This is a genomic window from Nocardia aegles (assembly GCF_052545135.1).
Map to the genome: position 1 here is coordinate 199,253 of NZ_JBQWRI010000002.1, position 25,066 is coordinate 224,318.

The 25,066-nt window shown below is 69.0% G+C and carries 24 protein-coding genes and 1 pseudogene; 20 read left to right on the forward strand and 5 right to left on the reverse strand.

Going from position 1 to position 25,066, the window contains the following annotated elements; translation table 11 throughout:
* Positions 1-26: 26 nt before the first annotated feature.
* Positions 27-608, reverse strand: a complete 582-nt coding sequence (locus tag ACT89H_RS06230) for a histidine phosphatase family protein (RefSeq protein ID WP_445107539.1) — start codon at positions 606-608, stop codon at positions 27-29.
* A 108-nt stretch (positions 609-716) separates the two neighbouring features.
* On the opposite strand from ACT89H_RS06230, the gene ACT89H_RS06235 reads away from it, so the two are divergent.
* The 4 genes from ACT89H_RS06235 to ACT89H_RS06250 are packed head-to-tail and all read left to right on the forward strand — an operon-like array spanning position 717 to position 5,065.
* Positions 717-1,325 carry a hypothetical protein gene (locus tag ACT89H_RS06235; protein ID WP_445107540.1) on the forward strand — a complete coding sequence of 203 codons (609 nt, stop codon included), beginning with the start codon at positions 717-719 and terminating at the stop codon, positions 1,323-1,325.
* Between the two features lie 13 nt (positions 1,326-1,338).
* Entirely contained in the window at positions 1,339-2,769 is a 1,431-nt protein-coding gene (locus ACT89H_RS06240; protein WP_445107541.1) for a pyruvate, phosphate dikinase, read from the forward strand.
* Positions 2,766-4,310, forward strand: coding sequence for an AMP-binding protein (locus tag ACT89H_RS06245; RefSeq protein WP_445107542.1), 1,545 nt, complete (start codon positions 2,766-2,768; stop codon positions 4,308-4,310). The genes ACT89H_RS06240 and ACT89H_RS06245 overlap by 4 nt, the downstream gene beginning before the upstream one ends.
* A complete protein-coding gene (locus ACT89H_RS06250) occupies positions 4,307-5,065 on the forward strand; it encodes an SDR family NAD(P)-dependent oxidoreductase (protein WP_445107543.1) in 759 nt (252 codons plus the stop codon). The genes ACT89H_RS06245 and ACT89H_RS06250 overlap by 4 nt, the downstream gene beginning before the upstream one ends.
* Before the next feature lie 86 nt (positions 5,066-5,151).
* On the opposite strand, the gene ACT89H_RS06255 is transcribed toward ACT89H_RS06250, so the two are convergent.
* Complete coding sequence (locus ACT89H_RS06255) at positions 5,152-6,786, reverse strand: PEP-utilizing enzyme (RefSeq protein WP_445107544.1); 1,635 nt, start codon at positions 6,784-6,786, stop codon at positions 5,152-5,154.
* Between the two features lie 247 nt (positions 6,787-7,033).
* Between ACT89H_RS06255 and ACT89H_RS06260 the strand changes: the two genes are divergently transcribed.
* Both ACT89H_RS06260 and ACT89H_RS06265 read left to right on the forward strand, forming a co-directional pair.
* Positions 7,034-7,549 carry a MarR family winged helix-turn-helix transcriptional regulator gene (locus ACT89H_RS06260; protein WP_445107545.1) on the forward strand — a complete coding sequence of 172 codons (516 nt, stop codon included), beginning with the start codon at positions 7,034-7,036 and terminating at the stop codon, positions 7,547-7,549.
* Positions 7,550-7,651: 102 nt separating this feature from the next.
* Positions 7,652-7,741, forward strand: a pseudogene (locus ACT89H_RS06265) (hypothetical protein); the annotation flags it as partial.
* 169 nt (positions 7,742-7,910) lie between these two features.
* Here ACT89H_RS06265 and ACT89H_RS06270 read toward each other — a convergent pair.
* Both ACT89H_RS06270 and ACT89H_RS06275 read right to left on the reverse strand, forming a co-directional pair.
* Complete coding sequence (locus ACT89H_RS06270; protein ID WP_445107546.1) at positions 7,911-9,017, reverse strand: Rv3169 family protein; 1,107 nt, start codon at positions 9,015-9,017, stop codon at positions 7,911-7,913.
* The gene (locus ACT89H_RS06275; RefSeq protein WP_445107547.1) at positions 9,014-10,405 is read right to left on the reverse strand and encodes a phosphotransferase family protein; all 1,392 of its coding nucleotides are present in this window, start codon (positions 10,403-10,405) and stop codon (positions 9,014-9,016) included. Before ACT89H_RS06275 ends, ACT89H_RS06270 begins: the two co-directional genes overlap by 4 nt.
* A 355-nt stretch (positions 10,406-10,760) precedes the next feature.
* Here ACT89H_RS06275 and ACT89H_RS06280 point away from each other — a divergent pair, with 355 nt between their 5' ends.
* Positions 10,761-11,117 (forward strand): ArsR/SmtB family transcription factor, encoded by a 357-nt coding sequence (locus ACT89H_RS06280; RefSeq protein ID WP_445107548.1) that lies wholly within the window; start codon positions 10,761-10,763, stop codon positions 11,115-11,117.
* A 2-nt stretch (positions 11,118-11,119) separates the two neighbouring features.
* Positions 11,120-11,605: an SRPBCC family protein gene (locus tag ACT89H_RS06285; RefSeq protein WP_445107549.1), complete on the forward strand. Its 486-nt coding sequence runs from the start codon at positions 11,120-11,122 to the stop codon at positions 11,603-11,605.
* Between the two features lie 591 nt (positions 11,606-12,196).
* Here the strand turns inward: ACT89H_RS06285 and ACT89H_RS06290 are convergent.
* Positions 12,197-12,892 carry a DUF8020 domain-containing protein gene (locus ACT89H_RS06290; RefSeq protein WP_445107550.1) on the reverse strand — a complete coding sequence of 232 codons (696 nt, stop codon included), beginning with the start codon at positions 12,890-12,892 and terminating at the stop codon, positions 12,197-12,199.
* A gap of 194 nt (positions 12,893-13,086) precedes the next feature.
* Here ACT89H_RS06290 and ACT89H_RS06295 point away from each other — a divergent pair, with 194 nt between their 5' ends.
* From ACT89H_RS06295 to ACT89H_RS06350, 12 genes are all read left to right on the forward strand, one after another.
* Positions 13,087-14,343, forward strand: a complete 1,257-nt coding sequence (locus ACT89H_RS06295; protein ID WP_445107551.1) for an ATP-grasp domain-containing protein — start codon at positions 13,087-13,089, stop codon at positions 14,341-14,343.
* Positions 14,340-15,200, forward strand: coding sequence for a hypothetical protein (locus ACT89H_RS06300; protein ID WP_445107552.1), 861 nt, complete (start codon positions 14,340-14,342; stop codon positions 15,198-15,200). Before ACT89H_RS06295 ends, ACT89H_RS06300 begins: the two co-directional genes overlap by 4 nt.
* Positions 15,197-16,246, forward strand: coding sequence for a PLP-dependent cysteine synthase family protein (locus ACT89H_RS06305; protein WP_445107553.1), 1,050 nt, complete (start codon positions 15,197-15,199; stop codon positions 16,244-16,246). Before ACT89H_RS06300 ends, ACT89H_RS06305 begins: the two co-directional genes overlap by 4 nt.
* The gene (locus ACT89H_RS06310) at positions 16,243-17,283 is read left to right on the forward strand and encodes an enolase C-terminal domain-like protein (RefSeq protein ID WP_445107554.1); all 1,041 of its coding nucleotides are present in this window, start codon (positions 16,243-16,245) and stop codon (positions 17,281-17,283) included. Before ACT89H_RS06305 ends, ACT89H_RS06310 begins: the two co-directional genes overlap by 4 nt.
* Positions 17,280-18,590 carry an MFS transporter gene (locus ACT89H_RS06315; RefSeq protein ID WP_445107555.1) on the forward strand — a complete coding sequence of 437 codons (1,311 nt, stop codon included), beginning with the start codon at positions 17,280-17,282 and terminating at the stop codon, positions 18,588-18,590. The genes ACT89H_RS06310 and ACT89H_RS06315 overlap by 4 nt, the downstream gene beginning before the upstream one ends.
* Positions 18,587-19,423 carry a class I SAM-dependent methyltransferase gene (locus tag ACT89H_RS06320; RefSeq protein WP_445107556.1) on the forward strand — a complete coding sequence of 279 codons (837 nt, stop codon included), beginning with the start codon at positions 18,587-18,589 and terminating at the stop codon, positions 19,421-19,423. The genes ACT89H_RS06315 and ACT89H_RS06320 overlap by 4 nt, the downstream gene beginning before the upstream one ends.
* A complete protein-coding gene (locus ACT89H_RS06325; RefSeq protein WP_445107557.1) occupies positions 19,420-20,349 on the forward strand; it encodes a GHMP family kinase ATP-binding protein in 930 nt (309 codons plus the stop codon). The genes ACT89H_RS06320 and ACT89H_RS06325 overlap by 4 nt, the downstream gene beginning before the upstream one ends.
* Positions 20,346-21,155 carry an ABC transporter ATP-binding protein gene (locus ACT89H_RS06330; RefSeq protein WP_445107558.1) on the forward strand — a complete coding sequence of 270 codons (810 nt, stop codon included), beginning with the start codon at positions 20,346-20,348 and terminating at the stop codon, positions 21,153-21,155. Before ACT89H_RS06325 ends, ACT89H_RS06330 begins: the two co-directional genes overlap by 4 nt.
* On the forward strand, positions 21,152-22,234 hold the full coding sequence (locus ACT89H_RS06335) for a FecCD family ABC transporter permease (RefSeq protein WP_445107559.1): 1,083 nt from the start codon (positions 21,152-21,154) through the stop codon (positions 22,232-22,234). Before ACT89H_RS06330 ends, ACT89H_RS06335 begins: the two co-directional genes overlap by 4 nt.
* A 31-nt stretch (positions 22,235-22,265) precedes the next feature.
* A complete protein-coding gene (locus ACT89H_RS06340; protein ID WP_445107560.1) occupies positions 22,266-23,243 on the forward strand; it encodes an ABC transporter substrate-binding protein in 978 nt (325 codons plus the stop codon).
* Complete coding sequence (locus tag ACT89H_RS06345; protein ID WP_445107561.1) at positions 23,240-23,785, forward strand: GNAT family N-acetyltransferase; 546 nt, start codon at positions 23,240-23,242, stop codon at positions 23,783-23,785. The genes ACT89H_RS06340 and ACT89H_RS06345 overlap by 4 nt, the downstream gene beginning before the upstream one ends.
* Positions 23,786-24,183: 398 nt before the next feature.
* A complete protein-coding gene (locus tag ACT89H_RS06350) occupies positions 24,184-24,837 on the forward strand; it encodes a nitroreductase family protein (protein WP_445107562.1) in 654 nt (217 codons plus the stop codon).
* Positions 24,838-25,066: the final 229 nt, after the last annotated feature.

A 25,066-nucleotide genomic window follows, 5' to 3' on the forward strand; every position in this document is an offset into this window, starting at 1 on the left:
ACTCGCCGATTTAGTCTAATAGTAGACTATATCTTCCGTCGGGGCAGCTCGTGGGCAACTTCGTTCAAGCCGAGCAGCGACCACCTGCCTTTGGAGAAGTCGAAGCGATGCATCGACGCATATCCCGGCTCGAACACACGCAATCGATCGGGCACGCCGAGCACCTGACAGGCCCAGGCGTTGACGACACCGCCATGACACACCGCGAGCACCCGTCCGCCGGGATGCGCGGCCGCCAGTCGCTGCATCGCGCCCGCGATCCGCCCGTGGAACTTTTTGCTGGTCAGCCCCCAGGGGCTCAGGTCACCGGCGTGGTAGCGGTGCCAGATCTCGACCTCGAGGTTGTCGTAATGCACGTAGTCGGCGCCGTGGTCGAACTCCACCAGCCCCTGATCCACTGCGACCGGCACATTCAGCGCCTCTGCGACCACCGCGGCGCTCTGCGCGGCGCGCAGTTGCGGCGAGGTGTAGACCGCGTCGAATCGCCTGGCCCGCACGTACGGAACCACCGCCCGCACCTGATCGACTCCCTCGTCCGCCAGACCCGGATCCCTCCGATCGACCGCGTCGTACTCCGGCAGGCCGTGGCGCATCAGGGTCAGTAACACGTGGGCTCCTTGTGGACATGTGATCTGTCTCTCAGCTAAGCTCCGATTAGTCTAGCACTAGACGATCGAATACTAGATTAGTTCGACGACAGAGAAGAGGGGAATTCCGTGGCTCACGAGTTCGCCATACTGCAAGCGGCCCGGCTCAAAGGGCGCTTGTCCCCCCAGCTCGCCGCCGATTCCTGCGGCATCAACGCCGAGACGGCCGAGGCCGAGCTCGCCGACCTCCGAGAGGCCGGGTTCGTCAAAGGTGAACCGAGCGTGCGCCTGACCCCCGAAGGCCGCGAGCGACTGGCCGAACTGGTACGGGCCGAACGAGACGGCGTCGACCAGCAGGCACTCGCAGCGCTGTACGAGGAATTCGACGGGCACAACACCGCGCTCAAGCACATCGTCAGCGACTGGCAGCTCAAGGACGGCAGCCCGAACGATCACACCGACACCCGGTACGACCGGGCGGTGATCGAACGACTGGCCGCCCTGGACACCGACTTCCAGCCGCTCGTCGCGCGCATCGCCCAGGTCGCGCCGCGCCTGGCCGCCTATTCGCGCCGGTTCGGCAACGCGATCGAGCAGATCCGCGGCGGAGACGTCAGCTTCGTGGCCCGGCCCATCGCCGACAGCTACCACACGGTGTGGTTCGAGTTCCACGAGGAGCTGATCGGCCTGGTCGGCCGTACCCGCGAGGAAGAAGCGGCCGCGGGCCGGGCCGTCTAGGAGGATTTTTTCGATGACACTCATCTGGCTGGGTGACAGTCCCGACCTCGATCCGGCTCTCGTCGGCGGCAAAGCCCGCAGCATCAACCGGATGCGGTCCCTGGGCATGCCGGTACCCCCCGGTTTCGTGCTCACCACCGGGTTCTGCGCAGAGGTCAACGCCAATCGGGGCAAGCTCACCGGCGCGGTCCTCGAGTGCCTGGAACGTGGCGTGGACATGCTCGAGGAGAATCTGGGCCGCCGACTCGACGGCGCCGAGCACCCACTGCTCGTCTCGGTGCGCTCCGGTGGCGCGCAGAGCATGCCGGGAATGATGGACACCATCCTCAACCTGGGTATGAACGACGCGGTCGAGGAACGGGTAGCCGAGTTCACCGGCGATCCAGCGTTCGCCGCCGACACCCACCGCCGGTTCCGGGAGCAGTTCGAACGCGTGGTCGGCACTCCCGCGACCGGTAATCCCTGGAAAGACCTTGTGCTCGCCGCGGCGGCAGTCTTCGCCTCCTGGAACTGCCCGCGCGCCCGGGCCTACCGCAACCACCACGGCATCTCGCACGACGGCGGCACCGCCGTGACCGTACAGGGCATGGTGTTCGGTAACTATGACGACAACTCCGGCACCGGCGTGCTGTTCACCCGCAACCCCCTCACCGGAGACCCGGACCCGTATGGCGAATGGCTGCCCCGCGGTCAGGGCGAGGACGTGGTGTCCGGCCGGTTCGACGCGCTGCATCTCGATTACCTCGCTGCCCAACTGCCGGATGTACACAAGCAACTGCTGGAAGCCGCCGGCACCCTCGAACAGCACTGTCGCGATGTCCAGGACATCGAGTTCACCGTGGAGGCCGGGCGGCTGTGGCTGCTGCAGACCCGGTCGGCCAAGCGCTCGCCGCAGGCCGCGGTGCGCATCGCCGTCCACCTCGCCGAGCAGGGCATCATCGAGCGGGAGGAGGCCGTCGGGCTGGTCAGCGAATCCCAGATCATCGCAGCGCTGGCACCCCACGTCGATCCGGTAGCCCGCACGAACGCCGAACTGCTGGTCAGTGGCTTGCCCGCCTGTCCAGGCGTGGCGACGGGCCGGGTGGTCACCTCGTGCGAGGAAGCCGAGGATCTGGCCGACAACGGCGAATCGGTGGTGCTCGCCCGGCCCACCACCGATCCCGACGATGTCAGCGGCATGGTGGTCTCGGCGGCGGTCATCACCGAGATCGGTGGCTCCACCAGCCATGCCGCCGTGGTCAGCCGCGAACTGGGCACACCCTGTGTCGTGGGCTGCGGCCAGGGGACGTTGGCGAGCCTGGCCGGCCGCGTGGTGACCGTCGATGGTGCCAGCGGCGAGGTCTTCGCCGGCGAGCTGCCTCTGGCCGATGTGTTCGGCGCCGAGCGTGACGCGGCCGAGCGACTGCGGGAATGGGCCGGTGCCACCGCGAAGGTGGCGCCGTGACCTTCGCCGCCGACCTCGCCCGCCGGCGCCCCGGCGAGATCGCCGTCTGCGATCCAGCACGAAGCCTCACCTGGCAGCAGGTCGACGACTGGTTGCGCCCCGCCGTCAACGCCCTGCTGGCCAAGGATCTCGGGCCGGACCGACGGGTGGCGATCCTCGCCGCGAACTCCGCCGAAACCCTGCTCGGATATGTCGCGTGCACCCTCGCCGGCGCCTCCGCCGTCGCGGTCAACGCACACCTCACCCCGTCGGAAACGGCCTACATCCTCGGCGACTCGCACGCACGAGTCGTGTTGTGCGACAACACAACCGCTCCGGTTGCCGCCGAGGCGGCCCGAACCGTGAGCATCGACACCGTGGTGGCCTGGGGCGACGGGCCACTGCCCGACGGTGTGACCGCGTGGCGGGACTGGTGCCGCGACGATAGCGAGCCCCGGCCCGACGTGGCGCCGCGCCGGACGCTGGTCTACACCTCCGGCACCACGGGCAAGCCCAAGGGCGTCGAACTGCCGTTCACTTCTTGGGTCGGTGGGGCCTCCATCGACGTGCATCTGCAGCGGCTGTCGGAGAACCGGATGATCCCGTACGGCCGCCACCTCGTGGTCGGCCCGCTGTACCACTCCGGGCCGCTGACCGGTACCCGACTCCTGGCGGGTGGCGCCCCGGTGACCGTGCTGGGAAAGTTCGACGCCGAGGCGACGTTGCGCGCGATCGAACGCGACCGGATCGGCTCGACGATCATGGTTCCGACCCATTTCCAGCGCCTCCTGGCTCTCCCGGAGCAACGGCGGGCCGCGGCCGACATCTCGTCGCTGCGGTACGTGTTGCAGGTGGGCGCGAAATGCCCGGCCCCGGTGAAGGAAGCCATGATCGAGTGGTTCGGACCGGTGCTGTGGGAGAGCTACGGCGCCAGCGAGGTCGGCACCACCTGCATGATCAGCGCGGAGGAATGGCTGGAGCAGCCAGGATCGGTGGGCCGGGCCGTCCCGCCGTTCGAGGCATTCGTTCTCGGCGACGACGGCGAACCCGCCCCGCCGGGCACCGAGGGGCCGCTGTGGTTCCGCGACACCAGCGGGCACGGCATCACCTACATCAACGGTGGCCGCAGCGGCCCCGAGTTCACCCTCGGTGAGATCGGGCGGATGAACGAGCAGGGCTACGTCTGGATCACCGACCGCCTGTCCGACATGGTGGTCTCGGGCGGCGTCAACATCTACCCCGCCGAGGTGGAGAGCGCCCTCATCCGGAATCCGGCGGTCCGCGACGTCGCCTGCTTCGGCCTACCGCACGAGGAGATGGGCGAAATGCTCGTGGCACTCGTGGTGGCGGCCGACCCCGACCGGCCGCCGACCCGCGCGGAGGTCGAACAGCACGCTCGAAAACTGTTGGCTGGGTACAAAATTCCCAAGCGAATGTACCTGGTCGACGCGCTGCCCCGCACGGCGGTCGGCAAGCTCGACAAGCGCACCATGAAAACGATGCCGACGGACGCGACGTCCGCCGTTGTTCCCCTCGTCCCGGAAGTGAGTGCAGCACGATGATCAATGCAGCCCCTGTCGCCGTCGTCACCGGCGCCGGACGCGGCATCGGCGCGGCCATCGCCCGGCGGCTCCACCGCGACGGCTACCACGTGGTCGTCGCCGACCTCGACAGCGATTCGGCCAAGCGCGTCGCCGATGAGATCGACGGCACCGCGGCAGCCATCGACATCACCGATCCGGCGGCGGCCGACGAACTGTCCGCCTCGTTGCCCCGGGTGGACGCCCTGGTCAACAACGCGGGCGTCTTTCCCCCTGCACCCATCGCCACGGTCACGCCGAACGAGTTTCGCAAGGTCATGGACGTGAACGTGCTCGGCACGCTGATCATGACCCAGGCGCTGATTCCTCAGCTCACCGCGGCGCCCGCCGCGGCGGTGGTCAACGTGGCCTCCATCGCGGCCAAAGCCGTCACCCCGGGCACCGCCGCATACTCGCCCTCGAAGGCCGCGGTGGTGTCGCTGACCAAGCTGTGCGCGGTGGAGCTGGCCGAGTTCGGGATCCGGGTCAACGCCATCGCTCCCGGCGGTGTGCTCACCGAGGGAACGGCGAACGTGTCCGCCGACGAGGAGCGCGAAGCCCGTTTCAACGCACTCGTCCCGCTGGGCCGGCGCGCCCGGCCGGAAGACATCGCCGATACCGTGCCGTTTCTGCTCGGCCCCGACTCCCGGTACGTCACCGGCCAGATCCTCTACGTCGACGGCGGCTTGACCGAGGCCACCATCAACTTCCTGCGGGCCGCGCAGGGACCGCGCTGACCGGATCCGGTCACCATCTCCGAGTCCCGGGCTCGGATACAGATCGGCGGGCGAGCACCAGGATGTGCTCGCCCGCCGCTGCGTTGTCAGGCCGTCGCCGTCTCGGCCACGCCACCGCGCCGCAGCACTTGCACGGAGTTGGCACCGCCGTCCACCCGGATGCGGTCGCCGTCGCGGAGCAGTCGAGTGCCGGTCTCGGTACCGATCAGATACGGGATGCCGAGTTCGCGGGCGACGACCGCGCCGTGGCTGGCCGACCCGCCGATGTCGATCACCAGCGCGTCGGCCAGCGCCATCAACGGCGCCCAGCTCGGATCGGTGAACCGGCAGACAAGGATGTCGCCCGGCTCGAGATCGACCTCCTGCTCCGGGTCCACCACTACCCGCGCCCGGCCTTCCACCACGCCGCCGCCGCTCGCCGCGCCGCTGAACTGAGCGGAGGCGTTGGCCTCGAAGTCCGGGTCGACCACGATCGGCTCGGGCATCCCGCGGAAGGAGACCGGCAACACCATCGCCTTGTACTCGGCACGGGTGGCCCGGCGCGCATCGACCACCGCCTGCGGATCCGCCAGCTCGCCCGCGTCGAGTTGCCGGCATTCCTCGACGGTGAAGAAGAAGACGTGGTCGACCTCCTGCAGCCGGCCCAGCCGAACCTGCTCCGCACCGAAGTTGCGTACCGCCCAACGGCATTCATCGATCGCCATCAAGTAGGCGGCCTTGCCGACCTGCAGCGTGCGCACGATGTTGCGCATCCGGCGCAGCAGCCAGCGCACCCCCGCGCGTCTGAGCGCCGGGGTCGCCGCCAGCAGCCGCCGCTCGGCCTCCAGCCCGGCCGCCTGGGCCCGGGCGGCGCGCTCGGCAGGACGCTCCCGCTCGGCCGACGCGCGCGCCAGCGACCGGATGGGCGCCGGGTTCTCCCGCCACGCGGTGGTGTAGGGATTGCCCTCGTTGGGGCCGTGGTAGCCCCAGGACCGCAGGAATTCGTCCTCACTGATCTGGCCGCGGCCGAGGTGCCATAGGTCATCGGCCATCCGGGTCTCGTTGACCTCACCCACGCCGGAAAGCAGTTCGACGGCCAGCCCGGCATCACCGGCGGCTTCCGCGGCTCCGGTCACCGCACTCTGCCCGCCCTGGAACATGAAGCGCACAACGCAGTGCACGGAAAACACCCGGATGAAGTCTTCCCGCGCGGCCACCAGCAGATCGATCGGCCGCTGCCCGGAATCAGTGGGGGTGCCCGATTCGAACACCGTCGCCAGCCACTTCTCGTACATCCCGTCGTGCAGTTTCCGCAGCCGCTTGCCCGTCCGCAGCAGCGTCCACGGGGCCTTCACCAGCAGCACCGGCAGCCGGGCGTAGCTCGTCGGGAACTGGGGGGCATCCGGTCGCACACTGCCCATCAGGTCACGCTCGAAGTCGTCGGCGCTGACACCGGGCAGCGCCGCCATGATCTGCTTGATCGCGTCGACGTTCAGTGCCTGCCTGCCGTAGAAGCACGACAATCCCCGGTCGTTCACGTCCGGCGAGACGCGGACCTTGCTCTTCGGAATGACCCCGAACGCGGACATCGAGTAGAGCCAGCCCAGCTCGGCCGACTCCTCCCAGACGCTCCAGCACATCGGAGTCATGACCTCCGGACATGCTTCACCCAGGTTGGTACTCGTCCAGTACCGATCCGGCTCGGACGTTCCCCGGATGGGATCACTCACAATGGTGGACACGACGCATCTCCTTGCTCGGGCGCGGTGCGCCTCGTTCTCGCTACTTGGTGGGCCGCTCGATCGCCTGCCGCCGTGATTCACGGCACTTCCGGCAGAAGCTGTGATTCATGGCACAACTAAACTCTACAAGACGACTATTGTGCAATAGATAACCTTGCGGAAGGTGTGGTCACCGCGGGGGATAATGTCGCTGTAGAAATATTTGCACGGTAGACTTTTTCTCTTCTTACCAACCGAGGAGGCCGGCGTGACGAGCACGCATAAGACGCCCGACACCGTCACCGATCCCGTCGACTGGGCGCGACACTACTGGGAGCGGCGAGGTCTGGACGGCGACGAGCAGCGATTCCTCGCCCTCACCTCGCTGCTGCGCTACCAACGGATCGTCGCTGACTCCGTGGACGGCGAACTGCGCAACCATGGCTTGAATATGACCGACTACCTGCTGCTGATGACCTTGCAGCTCTCCGAGACGGGCACCCGGCTGATCTCGAGCCTCGCACGCAACCTGCTGGTGCACGCGACCACGGCCACTCTGGCCACCGACCGACTCGAAGGCAGGGGCATGTTGCGGCGCAGCCCGCACCCGACCGACCGGCGGGCGACCTGCGTGAGCATCACCGACTTCGGCCGGGAAACCGTGGACAAGGCCACGCGTGCCCTCACCGCGCTCGGCTTCGGCCTGCGCGGCAGCACCGACGACGACGTTGCCCAACTCCGGGCAGCGCTCACCGCCATGCGCCGGTCCGCCGGAGACGCCTGAGAAGGGAGCCGAACCCCTCCGGCACCTCTACCAGGCGGCGGTCCATCCAGCGCAGCGCTGGTCACCGGCGGAACCAAAGGCATCGGACCGGCCATCACCCGGCTGTTCCGCGAACGGGGCGCCGAGGTGGTCATCTGCGGCCGTACCGAAAGCTCCGGCGCCGCCGTCGCCGCCGAGCACGATCTGGTGTTCCGACGCGCCGACGTCACCGACGACGCCGACGTGCGCGCCCTGGTGGCCGCCAGCGAAAGCCGACCACGGCGGCATCGATGTCCTGGTGAACAACGCGCCCGACCGATCTCCCGTACACCCGCGACGTCGACGGTCCCATCGGCGAAGTCGAAGCGGCAGCTCGAGCCGATCAAGCCAATCCGTACCGGGGCAACGCCCCGCGGGTCATCACCGTGCAGTACCCGACGGTGGGTGCCCCGTCGATGGTCACCGTGGCGAACTGTTCCCGGTGGCCGCTCGGGGTCGGCGCGCCGTTCAGGAGCACCTGATCCGGCGGGACCAGTTTGTACTCGTCGTACTCGGCGAGCGCGCCGCGCGGGAACCCGAGTCCCCGGCCGTCGCAGTATCCGCCGTCATAGCCGGTACCCGCGTAGGCCCACGGCTCCAGCAACGGGGTGGCGACGATCTCGACCGAACGTCCATCCGCCAACGACACCTCGACACGCACCGATTCGTAGGTCCGGGCGCCGGGCATGAAGCGCGGCTCGATGTCCGCACCGGTCACCAGCACATGCGTACCGGAGGCCGAGATCGCCTCCCCGTCGAGATAGGTCACCCGCCCGGCGGCGTCCTCGCGGCGCGACACGCAGAACGACTCCGTGGCCGTCGCGCAGTAGAGCACGGTGTGCATCATCGGCGCACTGCGCGCGGCGGGATCGGCCACCGAGCGGTCCAGCCCGCCCACGCCGGGTCGTACGCCCCAGGAATGGTCGCGCACCGCCCACCAGTCGGTGACCTCGATCCGCTCGCCGTCGAGCCCGAGCCACCCGTTCCAGCGGCCGATCTGGTTGTAGCGGGTCACCTCCTGGGTGATGCGCCCGGTGCTCGCGTCCAGGTAGTGCTCCTCGACATATGGCTCGAATTCCGCCGTGTACTCCAGGTCCGCCGACAGCGGCACGCCGTCGCCGGACCAGCGAATCCGCAACCGGCGGAAGGGCTCGAGCACCTCGACCGACAGATCGCCGACTCCCGTCGTCTCCATGTCCACGCCCAACGGCCGCGACCAACGGCCGTTGTACTGCCGCCCGGCCCGCTGGATCACCCCGTACCCGTCACACACATGCATGTTCTTGTAGAAGGCCATGCCGGACAGGAATCCACCGCGACCGGCCGGGTCTACACCGGAGAACCAGTAGCGGTCGTAGAACCGGTGATCCGAGGAGCTCGCGAACCGGAACGGCCACGGCGTCTGGTGCATCAGCGTTTCGTCCAGCGAGTGCAGCGATCGGGTGCTCACAACGTCACCTCGAACGCGTTCTCGATGCCGGCGAGCAGGAAGCGCGGCGCGTGGAGCAGTCCGAGCACGCCGTCCAGCAGCGACGCGCGCCGCGACATCAGCCTGCCCAGGCCGCGGTAGGCGCCCACGAACCGCCAGGTCTCGTGCCAGACGCTGTAGAACCGCATCCGCTCCTCGTCCGGCGGTTCACCACCCGCTTCGCAATAGGCAGCGAGAAACTCCTTCCAGGGCAGCACCCGGCCGACATGCGGGCGGACATAGGCCAGATCCTGCGCGGCTTCCCCTACTCTGGCTCGTTCCCAGTCCAACATGGCGGTGAGCGTCCCGTTCTCGATCAAGATGTTGTGAAATCCGGGATCACCGTGTAGCAAAACCGGCCGGTCGAGCGTCGCAGGAGCATGCGCGCGCAACCACGCGAACAACAGGGCGTGCAACGGCTCCAGCGCCTCACCCGCGGCTTCGGCGGCCGCCGCCGCGAGTTGCGCCTGCTCGGCGATCGCAGCCGGCAAGTCGTCCGGCGAGGCCATGGGCGGTACCGGGGTGGTGGGCAGCCCGGCCAGGTCGACGGCGTGCAACTTGCCGAGGGCGCGGGCGAGTTCCAACCCGGCCTGCGGATCAATGCCCGCTTCGGGACCGAACACATCGCCGACATTGCTGCCTGCGGCGCGGCGAGAGGCAAAGAAGGGCTGCCCGAGCGCATTCTGCTCCGGCTCGATCCACAACGGCTCGGCCACGTCTACACCACGCTTCCAGGCGAATTCGAGAACGTGGTACTCGTGGGCGAGCGTGTGCGAGTCACGGCCCGGGGTGATCTGGCGCAGCACGATCTCCTCCGGCCCGTCACCGCAGTCATAACCGACCAGGATGGTGGTCTTCGAGAACCCACCGGACAATGCTGCGACGCGCGCAACCCGCAGGTCGCGTCCCAGACGGCTGCGAAGATAGCGTTCGACATCCGCATGCACGGTCTGCGCGCCCGAACTCGTACCCAGCCAGTTCATGGCGCGCGCTTCACGCTCGGCCTGCGCTGCCGGTGCTGTGGAACCCAACTCGGGCAGATCCGCGGCCGCCAGCAGACGGACGATCTCCGCGGAGCTGTCCCGGGCCGACTTCTCCGCGACCAGCTCGGCCGCTCGTTCGCAGACAGTTCGGTAGGGGTTTGCCTCGAGATCCGGGATCACGCCTCGCAACATTTCAGCAAGGCGCTCACGGCTTCGGTTCCGGCGTATCGGAGCCAGGTCACGCAGCACCGCTCGGTGGAAGAGCACGTCGATCACGGCGAGCACATGCTCGAGCTGAGACCGATCATCGGTCCTGCCGGCAAGTTCTACGTCCAGAATGCGATGCACCGCATCGACGGTCGCCGTGGCTTGGGATTGTGACGTCACGAATTCGACACCTCTCCGGAGGCCGTCGCACCTCCAACCATAAAAAGTCTAGTATCCAACTATCTGATCATCAACAAGTGAGCAGGGAGCGGCGCAGTCGCGACCAACGTGGCAGAGGTCCGGGCCGCCGTCGAAATGGCGAGGCCGCTGTGCTGGCGGCGATTCTCGGCCGCGCTCGGCGTATCGGCCGGGGCAAGCGGGCGGGTGTGCGTGGTGTTGTGCAGCGCCAATGCCGATCCCACACCTCTCGCGGCCACCGTGGACCACAAGGTCGATCGGAGCGTTGCGGCCGCATTGCCCAATAGGTGCGACAGACGCTTGACAACATACAACTAATTGGTTGTATATTCTTCTCGTGACCGAGCGAGACGAGGAGGACAGGGCTGATGCGCTGTTCCACGCGCTCGCCGACCGGACCCGGCGCGACATCATGCGCAGGGTGCTGGCCGGGGAGCACTCGATCTCCGCTCTCGCCGCGAAGTACGACATGAGCTTCGCGGCAGTGCAGAAGCACGTCGCCGTCCTGCAGAAGGCCGGCCTGCTCACCAAGCGGCGCGACGGTCGCGAGCAGCTGGCCAGCGGCGACGTGACGGCGGTGCGGTCAGTGGCGTCCATGCTCACCGAGCTGGAGCAGGTCTGGCGGGGCCGCATCGCGCGCATCGACGAGCTGATCGCATCCGACACCACACCGCACCACAGTCAGAAGGAGTAACAATGCCCGTCATCAACGTCCAACACGACCTGGACTCCCGCACTCTGACCATCACCGCCGAATTCGCCGCGCCAGTGGAGCGGATCTGGCAGATTTACGCCGATCCGCGCCAGTTGGAAAAGGTCTGGGGCCCGCCGACCTACCCGGCGACCGTCGTCGACCACAACCTCACCCCCGGCCGCCGGGTGACCTACTTTATGACCAGCCCGGAGGGCGAGAAGTTCGCCGGATACTGGAAAGTCACGGCCGTCGACCAGCCGCGCAGTTTCTCGTTCGAGGACGGGTTCGCCGACCTGGATTTCAACCCGAACCCGGATTTGCCGGTCTCGCAGAACGTCTACACGTTCACCGAGCAGGATGGCCGCACCCGCGCCAGGTACGTGAGCACGTACGAAACCGCGGAAGGACTGCAGAAGGTGCTGGAGATGGGTGTCGTCGAAGGCGCCAGCGCCGCGCTCAACCAGATTGATGCCCTCATCGCCTCTTGATCCGAGTTGGTGCCAGTGCCGCATCAACCCCGCGGCGGATACACCCTCGAGCGACGCGATGGCGGCCTGGGCCCACTCCCCTGCGTCGCCCCACAGGTCGTGGCCGTTCTCGCTGGTGAGGCCGAGCGGGTCGGCCACTGCCCGGGTTCGGGAGTGCGGGGCACGCAGGTCGCGATCGACGTCGACGACCGCGCTGGGGTCTGCGGCGGGGTTGATCCGGTCACTGGTGGTGTGCAAGGCGTTCCAGGCGCGTCCACGGCCACCAGGCGGGTCCGGGAATTGTCGTGGGGCGGGCGACCGCAAGAACGACGTGGCCGCGGCTGCCAGTGTGGCGGCGGTGCACGGCAATACGGTGCCGTCGAGGGCGAGGGAGCGAGCGCCGCTGCGGATGCTTGATGAGCGGCGCACCTATCTGACCAGACAACGCCCCCGGACGGTCAACCAACTACACGCGGTGATGCGGGAGTGCATCGGACTGCGTGGACCAAAGAAGTTCCCCGATAGGGCGGTGTTCCGGCGCACTGGGCGCGGCGCGGTGGCCGCCGGTGCGCGCCGGCAAACAGCCGCCCGTATCGAGGTGTGCGGTGCTGCCTACTTCGCCGGGTACGGCGAGTTGATCGTACTGAAGTACTGGATCGCGGCGCCGATGGCCACCGGCGCGGTGACCAGGATCTGGCCCGCGACCGTGCCCAACGCGCCGACCGCGGCGACACCGACGAGGCAGCCGATACCCGCGGCCGGGATGAACGGACCGAACAGGCCCGCGATGGTCCCCGCGGCGATGGTCGCGCCCGCGATGCCGCCGAGCACGCAGCCGACCGCCGCGCCGCCCAGGCCGCCGACCAAGGTTCCGATGGTGGCACCCATGCTGATCGTGCTGGTCATCCGGGACCAGGCCGCTTGCTCACGGTCGTACTCGGATTTCCATGGCGCCTTGTCCTCGAACGGTAGCGCCACCGGCTTGTAGACGGCTCGGTCCATCGACAGGTCCGGTGTCAACGTCGCGGTGCGGCCGGAGATCTCGGCGATGATCGGGAATTCGAAGTCGTCCAGGGTGAACCGCAGCGGGGTCCCGGCGACGGTGACGCCTTCTCGGGACTGGATCTTCAGAACTTCGCCCTCGACGACGAATGCGCCGGAGTCGATTTCGACGATCGAGGACGTGTCGGTGGCGTAGGCGGTGAAGGAGACGGACTGGTCGTCATCCGGGTCGGCGTGCGCGACGCCCGTCACGACGGTCAGGGCGGCCAGCGCCAGCGCGGGCACGGCAAGACTCCTCAGCAACATGGTGGTTTCCTCATCATGATCTCGGTCGGGCACAGTGCGCGACCACGTCATTATTGATAATGATTATCGTTATCAGCAAATTTTTTGCGAAATACCTTGTGCCACAGTGCATCTGCTCCAAGCTGCCACCGATAGCGCTTGCGTCGTTACTGGGAATGGTTATCATTACGTGTCGCTTGGCGCTGGGAGGTTTTGTGGGACATCTGCTGATGGTGGAGAGCTGGGTCGGCTCGATGAGCACGCTGCTTCCTGCCGGGATACGCGACGGAGGGCATACATTCAGCTTCCTCACCCGAGATCTGAGTCATTATCTGCGCGGGAAGCCGAGCACCCATCCGCTCCTGGGTGCGGCCAACATCCTCACCGCCGAAACCAACGACCCGGCGGCACTCGTGCCGTACGTGCGCAGGTTGCACGAGATGCTGGCCTTCGACGGGGTGCTGTCCTCGTGCGACTACTACTTGCCCACCGTCGCGGCGATCGCCGCGGACCTGGGTCTGCCCGGCCCCGGCGAAGACGCCGTTGCCGCGGCCTGCCAGAAGCACCAGGCCCGTGCACTGTGCCGGGCCGCCGGAGTGCCCGGCCCGGCCTTCGCCGTGGCCGAGGACTGGGACGAATTGAAGCTTGCCGCTGTGGAACTGGGATACCCGCTGGTCGTCAAACCGGTGGATCTGTGCGGCGGCATGTACGTCCGGCGCGTCGATGATGAGCCGCAGTTGCGTGCGGCCGTCGAGCGCATCGCCGGTTTCCCGGTGAACGCGCGCGGGCAGGTACGGGCACCGCAGATCCTTCTCGAAGAATGTCTGGACGGGCCGGAATTCAGCGTCGAGACGGTCACCGTACGCGGCCGGACCACCGTGGTCGGCGTGACCGACAAGCGGCTGACCGGCGCACCCGCGTTCATCGAGGCGGGGCACATGTTCCCGGCCGCGCTGAGCGCCGGCGAACAGGCGGAGGTCAGCGCGGTGGCCGTTGCCGCGATCGCGGCGCTCGGCCTCGACGACACCGTCGCACACACCGAGATCAAATACACCGTCCACGGCCCACGGCTGATCGAAGTCAATCCACGTCCGGCGGGCAATCGGATCACCGAGCTGGTACGCCGGGTGACCGGCATCGACCTCGCGGCCGTCCACGCCGAGGTGGCCGCGGGCGGCGTTCCCGATCTGACGCCCCGCCCGACCGGTACGGGCAGCGCCGCCATCGCGTTCGTGGTAGCCGATCGCGCGGGTGTGCTGACGGCGATCTCGGGCGCCGAACACTGGGACGACGACCCGCGCGTCGTCGAGCACACCTCGGCCGAGCCGGGCACCCGAGTCCGGATCGCGACCGACAACAACACCTACCTGGGCCATGTCATGGTGGTCGACGAACGTCCGGGCGTCGCGGGTGATCGCGCGCGCGACCTCGTCGACAAGCTCATCGTCGAGGTCGCGCAGGTGCCGTCGTGACCACCGCGGATCTGGCTCCGACACCGCGTCCGCGCTCGGTCGGTGAACTCACCGAGTGGGCGCGGGAGGCCCGTCTCGGCGCAGACCCGGCCGGTTTGGCGGTGGCCACCGCGTTCCACACCCGCTACGGGACCCGCCACGTGGGCCGCCGCGGCGGCTACCGGAACGAGGTGCTCAGCGTTCGCGTCGGTGCGGCCGTCGGCTCCTGCGGGATCGAGCCCGGCGACAACTCCGGCCGCGCGGACGTGCTCGACGACTGTGTCGGAGCGACGGTGGCGCAGCTGCTCACCCACCCGCAGTCCACCGTCCGGATCGCTGCTCTGGACGCGTATCTGATGCATCTGCGGCCGCATCCCGCCGCGGGCGGTGCCGCCGCCGAGCTCGTCGGGGTGAGCGGGGGCAGCTCGGTCGAGAAGTCCCGGCAGCGCGCCGAGTCGGTGGTAGATCTGCTGCCCTCCGGCGTGCGGCGCGTACTGGTCGTCGGCGTAGTCGGCTCACTGCTCGCGGCACTGCGTGCCCGCGGCATCGGTTACTACCCGTGCGACCTCGTCGGCGGGCGAACCGAATGGGACGAGCCCGTGTATCGCGGCGTCGCCGATACGCCGCCGGACTACGACGCGCTGCTGGTCACCGGGATGACGCTCGGCAACGGGACCTTCGACGCGCTGCTGGCCGAAGCGAACGCCCGATCTATCCCCTTGGTGCTGTTCGCCCAGACCGGCAGCGCCGTCCTGCCATGGTTCCTGGGCCGGGGCGTCACGGCGGTCTCGGCCGAACCGTATCCCTTCTTTTCCCTCGACGGCGGTCCGAGCACGCTGTTCTGCTACCGGGACGGGAGAATCTCGTGCACCCGATGACCAGCCCAGCCCCGCACCCCGCGCTCCTCGGGTTGGTTGGCGGCACCCCGGTCGTCCCCATCCCGGCCGGACCGGGCAGCTACCTGGCCAAGTTGGAGGCCGCGAGCATCGCGGGCATGAAGGCGCGTGCGGCGGTGTCCATGCTCGCCGCCGCACAGATCCGCGGCGAACTCGCCCCGGGCGCGACCGTCATCGAATCTACCAGCGGCACATTGGGTCTCGGCCTCGCCCTGGCCGGAAAGGCCCTCGGACATCCCGTCGTGCTCGTGGTCGACGACGAACTCGAGCCGGAGATGCGCGCGCTGTTCACCGCCTTCGGCGTCGGACTGGAAGTGGTCTGTGACCCGCACCCGGAGGGCGGCTGGCAGCGCGCCCGGCTCGACCGGCTCGCCGAGCTGCTCGACGCCATTCCCAGCGCGTACTGGCCCGACCAGTACGACAACCCGGACAACGCCGCCGGTTACGCGGACATGGCCGGCGAACTGCTCGAGCAGGCAGGCCACGCGGATGTGCTCGTCGCGGCCATCGGCTCCGGCGGCCACTGCGCAGGCCTGACTCGGGTGCTGCGCCCACACTGGCCGGACCTGCGGGTGATCGGCGTCGACTCGGTCGGCTCGCGCATCTTCGGTCAGCCGGCCCGACCTCGACTCATGCGCGGCCTGGGCAGCAGCATTCTCCCGCGCAACGTCGCCTACGACGACTTCGACGAGGTGCACTGGGTCGGCCCGTCCGAAACCGTGGCCTCCTGCCGGAGACTGGCCGCCGAGGTGGGCATCGCCGGTGGCTGGAGCACCGGAGCGACCGCGCTGGTCGCCGGGTGGATCACCCGGCGCGAGCCCGGTATTCGCGTACTCACCGTCTTCCCCGACGGACCGCACCGCTATCTGCGCAGCATCTACGACGACGAGTGGTGCCGACGCAACGGCCTGCTGCGGCCACCCGTCACCGAACCGGTGGAGCTGCCCGCACCCGACGCCGAAGAGGCGCACGGGTGGGCTCGGTGCGCCGTGGTCCGGGACCCGTGGGGTAAGGAGGTCCGCGCGTGAGATTGACGTGGACGGCTTCGACTCTGAAAATGGCCCGCCCCCTGCGCATCTCACGCGCGACGATGACGGAGCGGGTGGTGGTGTGGGTCACGCTGACCGCCGACGGGCACGCCGGACACGGTGAAGTCGTCGGCAGCCCTCGACTCGGCCTCGACCTCGCCGCGATCGACACCGCGCTGCGCGGCCTGGCCGAGCGGATCGCGGGCTGCGCCGATCCCGAGCAGGTCCGCACGCTGCTGCCGGGCCTGCGCTCGGAATTCGCGCTGCCGGTGGTCGCCGCGCTCGACAGCGCCGCCCACGATGTGCTCGCCCGCCGCGCGGGGCTGCCGTTGGGCGAGTATCTCGGTCTGCCCCCGTGGGATTCGGCGCCGACCGCGTACACGATCGGCCTGATGAGCCCCGGGGACGCCGAGTCGACCGCACTGCAGATGACGCGAGCCGGGTTCACCGTGCTCAAGATCAAGGCCGGCGCGCCGGAGACCGCCGAGGACATCGCACGCGTCCGGGCGATTCGCGCGGCGGCGCCGACCGCGGAACTGCTGCTGGACCCCAACGGCGCCTGGGATGTCCGCACCGCCGTCGCGGTACTCGGCGCCCTCGCCGACCAGCGCATCGCCGCCGTCGAACAGCCGGTGGCCGCCGGAGATCCCGATCGGCTCGCCGCCGTCGCGAGTCAGGTGCCGATGCCGGTGCTCGCCGACGAGGACGCGGGATCCATCGCCGATCTGGACCGGCTGCCCGACGGCATCGGCGGCATCAACATCAAGCTCGCCGAATGCGGCGGACTCGACGCGGCGCGCACCATGCTCGACTGGGCGAGGGCACGTGGACTGCCGGTGCTGCTCGGCTGCCAGGCCTGCAGCTCGCTGGGCATCGCCCCCGCCGCCCACCTGGTCGGGGCCGCGCGCTGGGTAGATCTGGACGGTCATCTGTTGCTGGCGGACGACCCGTGGACGGGTTTGGGCGGTGCGGACGGCACGCTGCGCCGGCCGGCCGGGCCCGGACTCGGGGTGCGGCGCGAGCGAGCGGCCGCATGACCGGACTGGGGCTGTTCGGCACATTTCCGCTGTCGGTGCGCCTGCTGCTGGCGAACCAGCTGGTCGGCAACATCGGTTTCTTCATGCTGGTGCCGTTCCTGGCCGAATATCTGCGCACCGATCTGGCGTTGTCGGCGGCGGTGGTCGGCGTCGTGCTCGGTGTGCGCAATCTCAGTCAGCAAGGGTTGTTCCTGGTCGGGGGCTCGGCTTCGGATCGCCTCGGCGCGCGCGGGGTGATCATCGTCGGCGCGAGCATCCGGGCGGCGGGGTTCGCGCTGTTCGCCGTCGGCGGCTCCCTGCCGGTGGTGCTGCTCGCGTCGGTGCTCACGGGATTCGCGGGTGCGCTGTTCAACCCGGCGGTACGCGCCTACATCGCCCGTGACAGCGGCGACCGGGCGGCCGAGGCGTTCGCCCTGTTCAACATCTTCGGCAATACCGGTTCGGCCTTGGGTCCGGTTGTCGGGACGCTGCTGGCCGGGGCCGGATTCCGGTTGACTGCGGCCGCCGCGGCCGCCGTCTTCGCCGGATTGACCATCGCTCAGCTGATCCTGCTGCCCGCCCGGCCAAGGCCGCCCCGCGACACCGGACTGCGCGCGGATTTCGCGCGGGTGTTCGCCGATCACCGGTTCTGGGCTTTCGCATCGGCGCTGATGGGCATGTTCGCGTTGCAGAGCCAAATCTATTTCCTGTTCACCCTGCAGGTGCAGGACCTCGCCGGCCCGTCCGCGGGCCCCGCCGCGGTGGCGGCGCTGTTCGTCATCGAGACGATAGTGGTGGTGGCACTACAGGTTCCGATCACCAGGACGCTCTCCCGGCGCACCGATCGTGGTTCGGCGATGGCGCTGGGGATGTCCCTGCTGGGCGGGTCGTTCCTCATTCCGCCCGCCGCGGGGGTCGTCCCGTCGGCCGTCGGCAGCGGTCCGCTCGCCGTCGCGGCGCGAGTCGCGCCGGTCATGGCGGCCGCGGTGGTGCTCGCGCTCGGTGTGATGGCCGTGCAGCCGTTCGTGAACGAGGCGATCCCCCGGTTCAGCGGACCGCACTTGACCGGTACGTACTTCGGCGCGTTCTATCTGGCCTCCGGCGTGTTCACCGTGGTGGCCACCACCGTCGTCGGCGCAGCCGTCGACCACGCGGGCGGACCGCTGACCTGGCCGCCTGCCCTGCTCTGCACAGGCATCGGAGCATTGTCCGCCGTCGCTGTGCTGCTGTTGCGCAGACGCGGCTGCCTGCCCGAGGCCACCCCATCGCGACCCCGACCGATCAACGCGACGCCAAGTCGCACGGCGAAAGGCGATTCCGCCCGATGACTGCTCACGATCAGGGCCCGGTCCTGCTCAGCGAGAATCTGCTGACCGACAATCCCGCACTCTACGAACGCACCTTTCCCGACAGCGGCGAACGCAACGTGCGCTTCGTCGCCGACCTGGTGGCCCGTTTCGGTACCGGCACGCTGGTCGACCTGCTCGACGTCGGGTCCGGCACCGGCCGCGACGCGGCCCGCCTCACCGAGCTCGGATACCGGGTGCGCGGTGTCGACATCTCACCACGGATGGTCGAATACGCCCGAACCCGCTACCCGGCAGTGGAATTCGATGTCGGCGACGCCCGCATCCTGCGGACCGACGCACCGGTGGACGTGCTCACCTGTCTGGGCAGCACGCTGCTGCACCTGCACGACACCGCCGAATTGGTCGCGGCACTCGACCGTTTCGCGGCGTGCCTGCGCACCGGCGGTCTTCTGATCCTCGAGATGCGCAACGGCGCCTTCCTGCTCACCGATCGCGGACGACGAGAACTACTCGACGAGGAACTGGTCCGGCAGGTCGACTGGGAAGGCATCACCTACACCTCCCGCACGTCGCTCACCGTGGATTTGCCCGCGCAATTGCTGCGCAGGCAACGGGTCTGGACGTGGCCGGGATGTCCCGAGCCGGTCGCCCAGCGCACCGCCTGGCGATTGCTGTTTCCGCAGGAGCTGCGCCACCTGCTGACGGGTGCGGGTTTCGAGGTGCTCGCGCTGTTCGACGCGCCGGGCCCCTTGACCACGCCGGCCTGGCCCGCCGACGGCGTGCTGTCCGAACGGCTCGACGGCGATCGGCTGCACGTGGTTGCCCGCCGCACCGGTGCGGGGCCGCGGTGACCGCCCCACCTCGGGTCGGCGTCGGCAGCGCGTTCGGCAGTTGCGGGGAACTGCTGCAGGGCATTACCGCGGAGCACGATCGCGACTTCCTGGTGACCCTGCCCATCGCGCGCGGCACGGTCGCGGTCTTCGAGCCCGACGCCCACCGGCAGGGCGTCACCGTGGTTCCCGCGCACAAGACCAAGTCCGCCACGCTGGCCCGCGCGCTGCTCGCACGCTCGACAGTGCTGCGTGGCGGTGTGCTCACCCTGCTCGGCGACCTGCCGGAGGGCAAGGGTCTGGCCAGTTCCACCGCCGACCTGGTCGCCACCGCCCGCGCCATCGCCGACGCCGAGGGCCGGGAGATCAGCGCAGCCGAGATCGAGACCGAACTACGGTGTATCGAACCCTCCGACGGAGTGATGTATCCCGGCGCGGTCGCCTTCTACCACCGCGACGTGCGGCTGCTGGCGATGCTCGGCGCGCTGCCGCCGCTGACCATCGTCACCGGAGACGAAGGCGGCCGCGTCGACACCGTCGCCTTCAACCGGCGCAAGCCCGCGTTCACCGCGGCCGCCAAACGCGAATACAGCGCGTTGCTCGCCGAACTCACCGGCGCGGTCGCCCGCCGCGACGTGACCGCGATCGGCGCGGTGGCCACCCGCAGCGCGGAATTGAGCACCGTGCTGCGGTCACGGCCGCATCTGGACGCGACCATCAGCGCGGCCAGGGATCTCGGCGCTGCGGGGGTCGTCGTCGCGCACAGCGGCACCACCACCGGCATCCTGCTGGACGAGACCGATCCGGCGCTGCCCGCGAGAATCGCCGCCGCCCAGACAGTCTGCGCCGGTTTCGCCACAGCGGTCACCGTTCACCGGACGTGGCGGCCCACCCCGCCGGACTGGACAACGCCGCCTCGGCGCGCCGCGGAAGTGGTGATCCGATGATCACGGTGGACGACGTCGGCTTCTCCTATGATGGCCGGATTGTGCTCGACGGAGTCGGGCTGGTCGCCGAGCCCGGTGGCACCGTGGGCTTGATCGGGCCGAACGGGTCGGGAAAATCCACGCTGCTGCGCCTGGTCTATCGGGCGCTGCGGCCCCGGTCGGGTGTGGTGGCCATCGACGACACTCCGGTCGAGACGCTGCGCGGCCGGGCGCTGGCGGCGCGACTGGCCGTCGTCGCGCAGGAGTCGCCGACCGAGACGCCGATCACCGTCGCCGAGACGGTGCTGCTGGGTCGTGCGCCGTGGGCCGGTGCGCTGCACGGCTACTCGCGTGCCGACCGGATCGCCGCCGCGGCGGCGCTGGCTCGTGTCGGGGCCCGTCACCTGGCCGATCGCCCCTACACGGCGCTCTCCGGTGGGGAGCGCCAGCGGGTGCTCATCGCACGGGCGCTGGCGCAGCAGGCCGATCACCTGCTGCTGGACGAACCGACGAATCACCTCGACATCGGCTACCAGCATGAATTGCTCGGTCTCATCCGGGATCTGACGACCACGACCACGTTGGTGGTGCTGCACGACCTGAATCTGGCCGCCCGCTACTGCGACCGTCTGGTGCTGCTGCACCGAGGCCGGGTCGCCGCCGCGGGACCGGTCGAGGAAGTACTCACTCCGGGCGTCCTCGAACCCGTCTACGGCGTATCCGTCCATATGTCGGCCGCGTTCGGCGCGATCCAACTGCTGTTCGGCCCCCGCGACGCGGGACCGCCCGCCGAGGTAGCAGATTCCAGGAAGGCGGTGGTTCGATGATCACGACTGTGCCCGACACCGAGGACGCGGACGATCTGGACCACGCGCGACACCGCGCGACGACCGTACTGTGGCTCGGCGGGCTCGGCGCCACACTGGCCGTGGTGCTGATCGTGGCCACCGGGCTCGGCCCGGTGTGGGTACCGCCCGGCACCGTCGCGCGTATCGTCGGCCATCATCTTCTCGGGGCGCCCGCGGTTGCGGACTGGACACCGGCTCAGGATTCCATCGTCTGGCTGGTGCGCGTGCCGCGCGTGCTGCTCGGCGCCATGGTCGGCGCGGCGCTGGCCGTCGCGGGCGCGGTGCTGCAAACCTTGGTGCGCAACGTGCTCGCGGACCCGCACATCCTCGGTGTCACCTCCGGCGCCTCCACCGGGGCGGCGTTGTCCCTGTTGTTCGGCGTCACCGCGGCCACCGCGAGCGCGCTGGCCGCCAGCGCGTTCGCCGGCGCGCTCGCCGCGACGGTCCTGCTGTTCGGCATCGCCAGGATCAACGGGCAGATGACCTCCCTGCGACTGTTGCTGGGCGGGGTCACCATCGGTTACCTGTTCTCCGCGGCCACCAGTTTCCTGATCTTCGCCTCCGACAACCAGGAAGGCGCCAGGACGGTGTTGTTCTGGCTGCTCGGTTCGCTCAGTTCGGCCGGCTGGTCGTCGGTGGCCACCACGGCGCTGGTCACCGCGGCCGCGGTCGGTTCGCTGCTACTGCTCGCGGCGCGATTGGACGTGCTCGCCGCGGGTGACGACACCGCACGCGCGCTGGGCCTGTCCCCGGTCCGGCTGCGGATGCTCGCATTGGGCGTCGTCGCGCTCGCCATCGGCGCGGTCGTCGCGGTGGCGGGCGCGATCGGCTTCGTCGGCCTGATCGTGCCGCACGTCGCCCGCCTGTGCGGTGGCGGGACGCATCGTCGGCTGATCCCGCTTTCCGCGGTGCTGGGCGCCCTGTTCCTCGTTGTCGCGGACGTCGCGGCCCGCGTGGTCTTCGCCCCCCGCGAACTGCCGCTGGGAATCGTCACCGCGGTCGTCGGTGCGCCGCTGCTGCTGGTGCTGATCCGCCGGTTCCGGCACTCACCCACCTGAAAAACTCTGCAAGAGAGGAATACCGATCGTCATGTCCCCATCTCCCGCCCAGGCCGCCCGGCTCGTACGGTTACCCGTCGCGCTGCTCACAGCGGCACTGCTCACCAGCTGCGGCAGCCCGCCTCCCGCCACCGTCGAAGCGTCGGAAGGGTTTCCGATGACGATCTCCAGCTGTGGCCGCGACATCACCTTCACCACCGCGCCCCGGCGCGTGATGACGGTCGGTTCCGTCGCGGCTCCACTCATCGCGGCCGCCGGCGCTGCCGACCGCATCATCACCCGCACCTTCGAAACCGCGCCCTTCCCAGGGCAATACGCCGACGCGCTGAAGGACATCGCGGTCACCGCCCCCACCGGCGAACTCGCGCGCGAGGAGATCATCAACCGCTCCCCCGACCTGGTCGTGAGCTTCGAGGGCGCCGCGGTCACACCCGACGATCTCGCGCGGGTGAACATCCCGCTGCTGGTGACCCGCGGCTACTGCCGCGATGCCGCGGGAAGCTACGACGACATCTTCGCCGACATCGAGCTGTACGGCCGGCTGTTCGGCACGTCCGCGGCGGCGAACGCCGAGGTCACGGCCCTGAAGCAGCGGGTAGCAGCGGTCGCGGACCGGCACCGCGGCGAGCCGACGCCCCGGCCCGCCGCAGCGCTGATCATCTCGCGCGACGGCGCCAAGCTCAGCGCCTACGGCAGCACCAGCACCGTCGCCACCCAGATGCGGATCCTCGGTCTGGCGAACGTCTTCGGCGACGTCGCCAAACGCAGCTTCGACGCGAGCACCGAGACACTCATCCAGCGCGACCCCGAGGTGATCATTCTGCTCACCCAGGGCACCCAGACCCCGGAATCAGCGCGCGCCGCCCTGCGTGAGCGGCCCGAACTTGCCGGACTGCGCGCGATCCGCGCGAACCGGATCATCGCCGTCCCGTTCGGCTACACCGGCCCGGGACCGGTCGCCGTCGAGGGTCTCGAAGTGCTCGACCGTGAGCTCGGAGCGCAGCGATGAGCGCGCCCGCCGCCACCGGCTACCGGCTGCGCATGGCCGGGCCCGAAGATCTTCCCGGCGCCCGCAGCGTCATGCTCGACACCTTCTATGAGGTGTTCGGCATCGGGTATCTGCCCGAGCATCACCACGACGTGATCGACCCGGAAACGGCGTATCTGCGCCACCCGCTCAACCAGCTGTGGGTCGCCGAACACGAAGGCCGTATCGTCGCCACCACCGCGATCCGTGCCCAGGGGCCGCGGCATCCACCGCACCCGGTGTGGCTGGCCGAGAAGTATCCCGACCCGAGCACCGCGCAGCTGTTCCGGGTATACGTCCGCCCAGAGCACCACCGGCGCGGTCTGGCCACACAGTTGGTCAACGCGGCGATCGACTACGTCCGCGCTGCACCCGAGTTCGAGCGGCTGTATCTGCACACCGACGCCAGGACTCCCGGCGCCCTGGACTTCTGGCTCACCTTCGCCAAGATCATCCACGACGCACGGCTGCCCGGCCCCGGATTCCAGACAGTTCACCTGGAAATCCCCTTGACCGGCCACTAGCTCGTGGCCGTGTCGTCGCGGGCGCGCATTGTGTCCGACCGCGAGGTCACACCAAGGGCTCCGACAATCGGAAGCCACCCGACAGCATTGGGACGAAAACTCTGTCGCTCGGGTGTCAAGTCCGAGTGGTCGTCGAGGCTCTTATGGATGGTGTTCAGCGCTGACCATTGACCATCAGTTGCCATCCTGGAGGAGGCAGCCTCCTCCTTTCGCCGCCACGCACACCGCTCCGCCCACGTTCGCCCAGGGCGACGGCCGTCGTTGATCCGGCCGGGAACGTAACCTCGGTCGGCGCACCCGCCTACCGCGCGGTGTGGTCTCGGGCCGTACCGTGGCGAGAATCGGGTAGGAGAACCGAAGCCCCGCCGAACGGCAGCGGGGCGAGAACAGGAGCAACCATGGCAGTCGGGAACGCGCTGAACCTGTCCGTCGACGAAGTTCTGGCTACTACGCGTTCGGTGCGCAAGCGGCTGGATCTGGAGCGGCCGGTGCCGCGGGAGGTGCTGCTGGAGTGTCTCGAGCTGGCGCTGCAGGCACCGACCGGTTCGAATTCCCAGGGCTGGCAGTGGGTGTTCGTCGAAGACCCGGAACGGAAGCGGGCGCTGGCCGACGTCTATCGGACCTACGCGACGCCGTACCTCGACGCTCCGAAATCCGCGTTCGGGGACGAGCGCGACGATCGGCAGCATCGCGTGTTCGAGTCGGCCAAGTACCTCAATGACCATCTGCACGAGGTGCCGGTGCTGATGATCCCGTGCATCGAGGGCCGGGTAGACAACGTGCCAGGGCGATCGAGCGCGGGCTTCTGGGGTTCGCTGTTGCCCGCAGTGTGGAGTTTCATGCTGGCGTTGCGCTCGCGTGGGCTCGGATCGGCGTGGACGAGCCTGCACCTCCTCGGTGACGGCGAGAAGCGGGCCGCCGAACTGCTGGGCATCCCGTTCGACAAGTACAGCCAAGGCGGTCTGTTCCCGATCGGCTATACGAAGGGCACCGAGTTCCGCCCGGCGCAACGCCTGCCGGCCGAGCGGCTGACGCACTGGAACCACTGGTAGGCCCGCATCGGCTCGCCACCGGTCGGCGCCGGCAGCGACCACCTTGGCATGCGAAAATGCCTCGGCGCCAAGCGATTACTGCACGGTGGCGGGCAGCCGCTCGGGGAGCACGGTGAAGTGGCGGACGAACCCCGACAGCTGGGTAGGTCCCAGGGTGGGGTCCGAGCCCTGAGCCGGTCGGTGGTGACATGGCCGAGGGTTGCCCCGACCGGCCGGTGCCGATGGCCGG

Excerpts from the sequence above, each read along its gene's own strand:
- ACT89H_RS06240 (WP_445107541.1), top strand. The coding sequence starts at position 1,339 with ATGACACTCATCTGGCTGGGTGACAGTCCCGACCTCGATCCGGCTCTC.
- ACT89H_RS06250 (WP_445107543.1), top strand. The coding sequence starts at position 4,307 with ATGATCAATGCAGCCCCTGTCGCCGTCGTCACCGGCGCCGGACGCGGC.
- ACT89H_RS06285 (WP_445107549.1), top strand. The coding sequence starts at position 11,120 with ATGCCCGTCATCAACGTCCAACACGACCTGGACTCCCGCACTCTGACC.
- ACT89H_RS06290 (WP_445107550.1), bottom strand. The coding sequence starts at position 12,892 with ATGTTGCTGAGGAGTCTTGCCGTGCCCGCGCTGGCGCTGGCCGCCCTG.
- ACT89H_RS06305 (WP_445107553.1), top strand. The coding sequence starts at position 15,197 with ATGACCAGCCCAGCCCCGCACCCCGCGCTCCTCGGGTTGGTTGGCGGC.
- ACT89H_RS06315 (WP_445107555.1), top strand. The coding sequence starts at position 17,280 with ATGACCGGACTGGGGCTGTTCGGCACATTTCCGCTGTCGGTGCGCCTG.
- ACT89H_RS06320 (WP_445107556.1), top strand. The coding sequence starts at position 18,587 with ATGACTGCTCACGATCAGGGCCCGGTCCTGCTCAGCGAGAATCTGCTG.
- ACT89H_RS06330 (WP_445107558.1), top strand. The coding sequence starts at position 20,346 with ATGATCACGGTGGACGACGTCGGCTTCTCCTATGATGGCCGGATTGTG.
- ACT89H_RS06335 (WP_445107559.1), top strand. The coding sequence starts at position 21,152 with ATGATCACGACTGTGCCCGACACCGAGGACGCGGACGATCTGGACCAC.
- ACT89H_RS06340 (WP_445107560.1), top strand. The coding sequence starts at position 22,266 with ATGTCCCCATCTCCCGCCCAGGCCGCCCGGCTCGTACGGTTACCCGTC.
- ACT89H_RS06345 (WP_445107561.1), top strand. The coding sequence starts at position 23,240 with ATGAGCGCGCCCGCCGCCACCGGCTACCGGCTGCGCATGGCCGGGCCC.
- ACT89H_RS06350 (WP_445107562.1), top strand. The coding sequence starts at position 24,184 with ATGGCAGTCGGGAACGCGCTGAACCTGTCCGTCGACGAAGTTCTGGCT.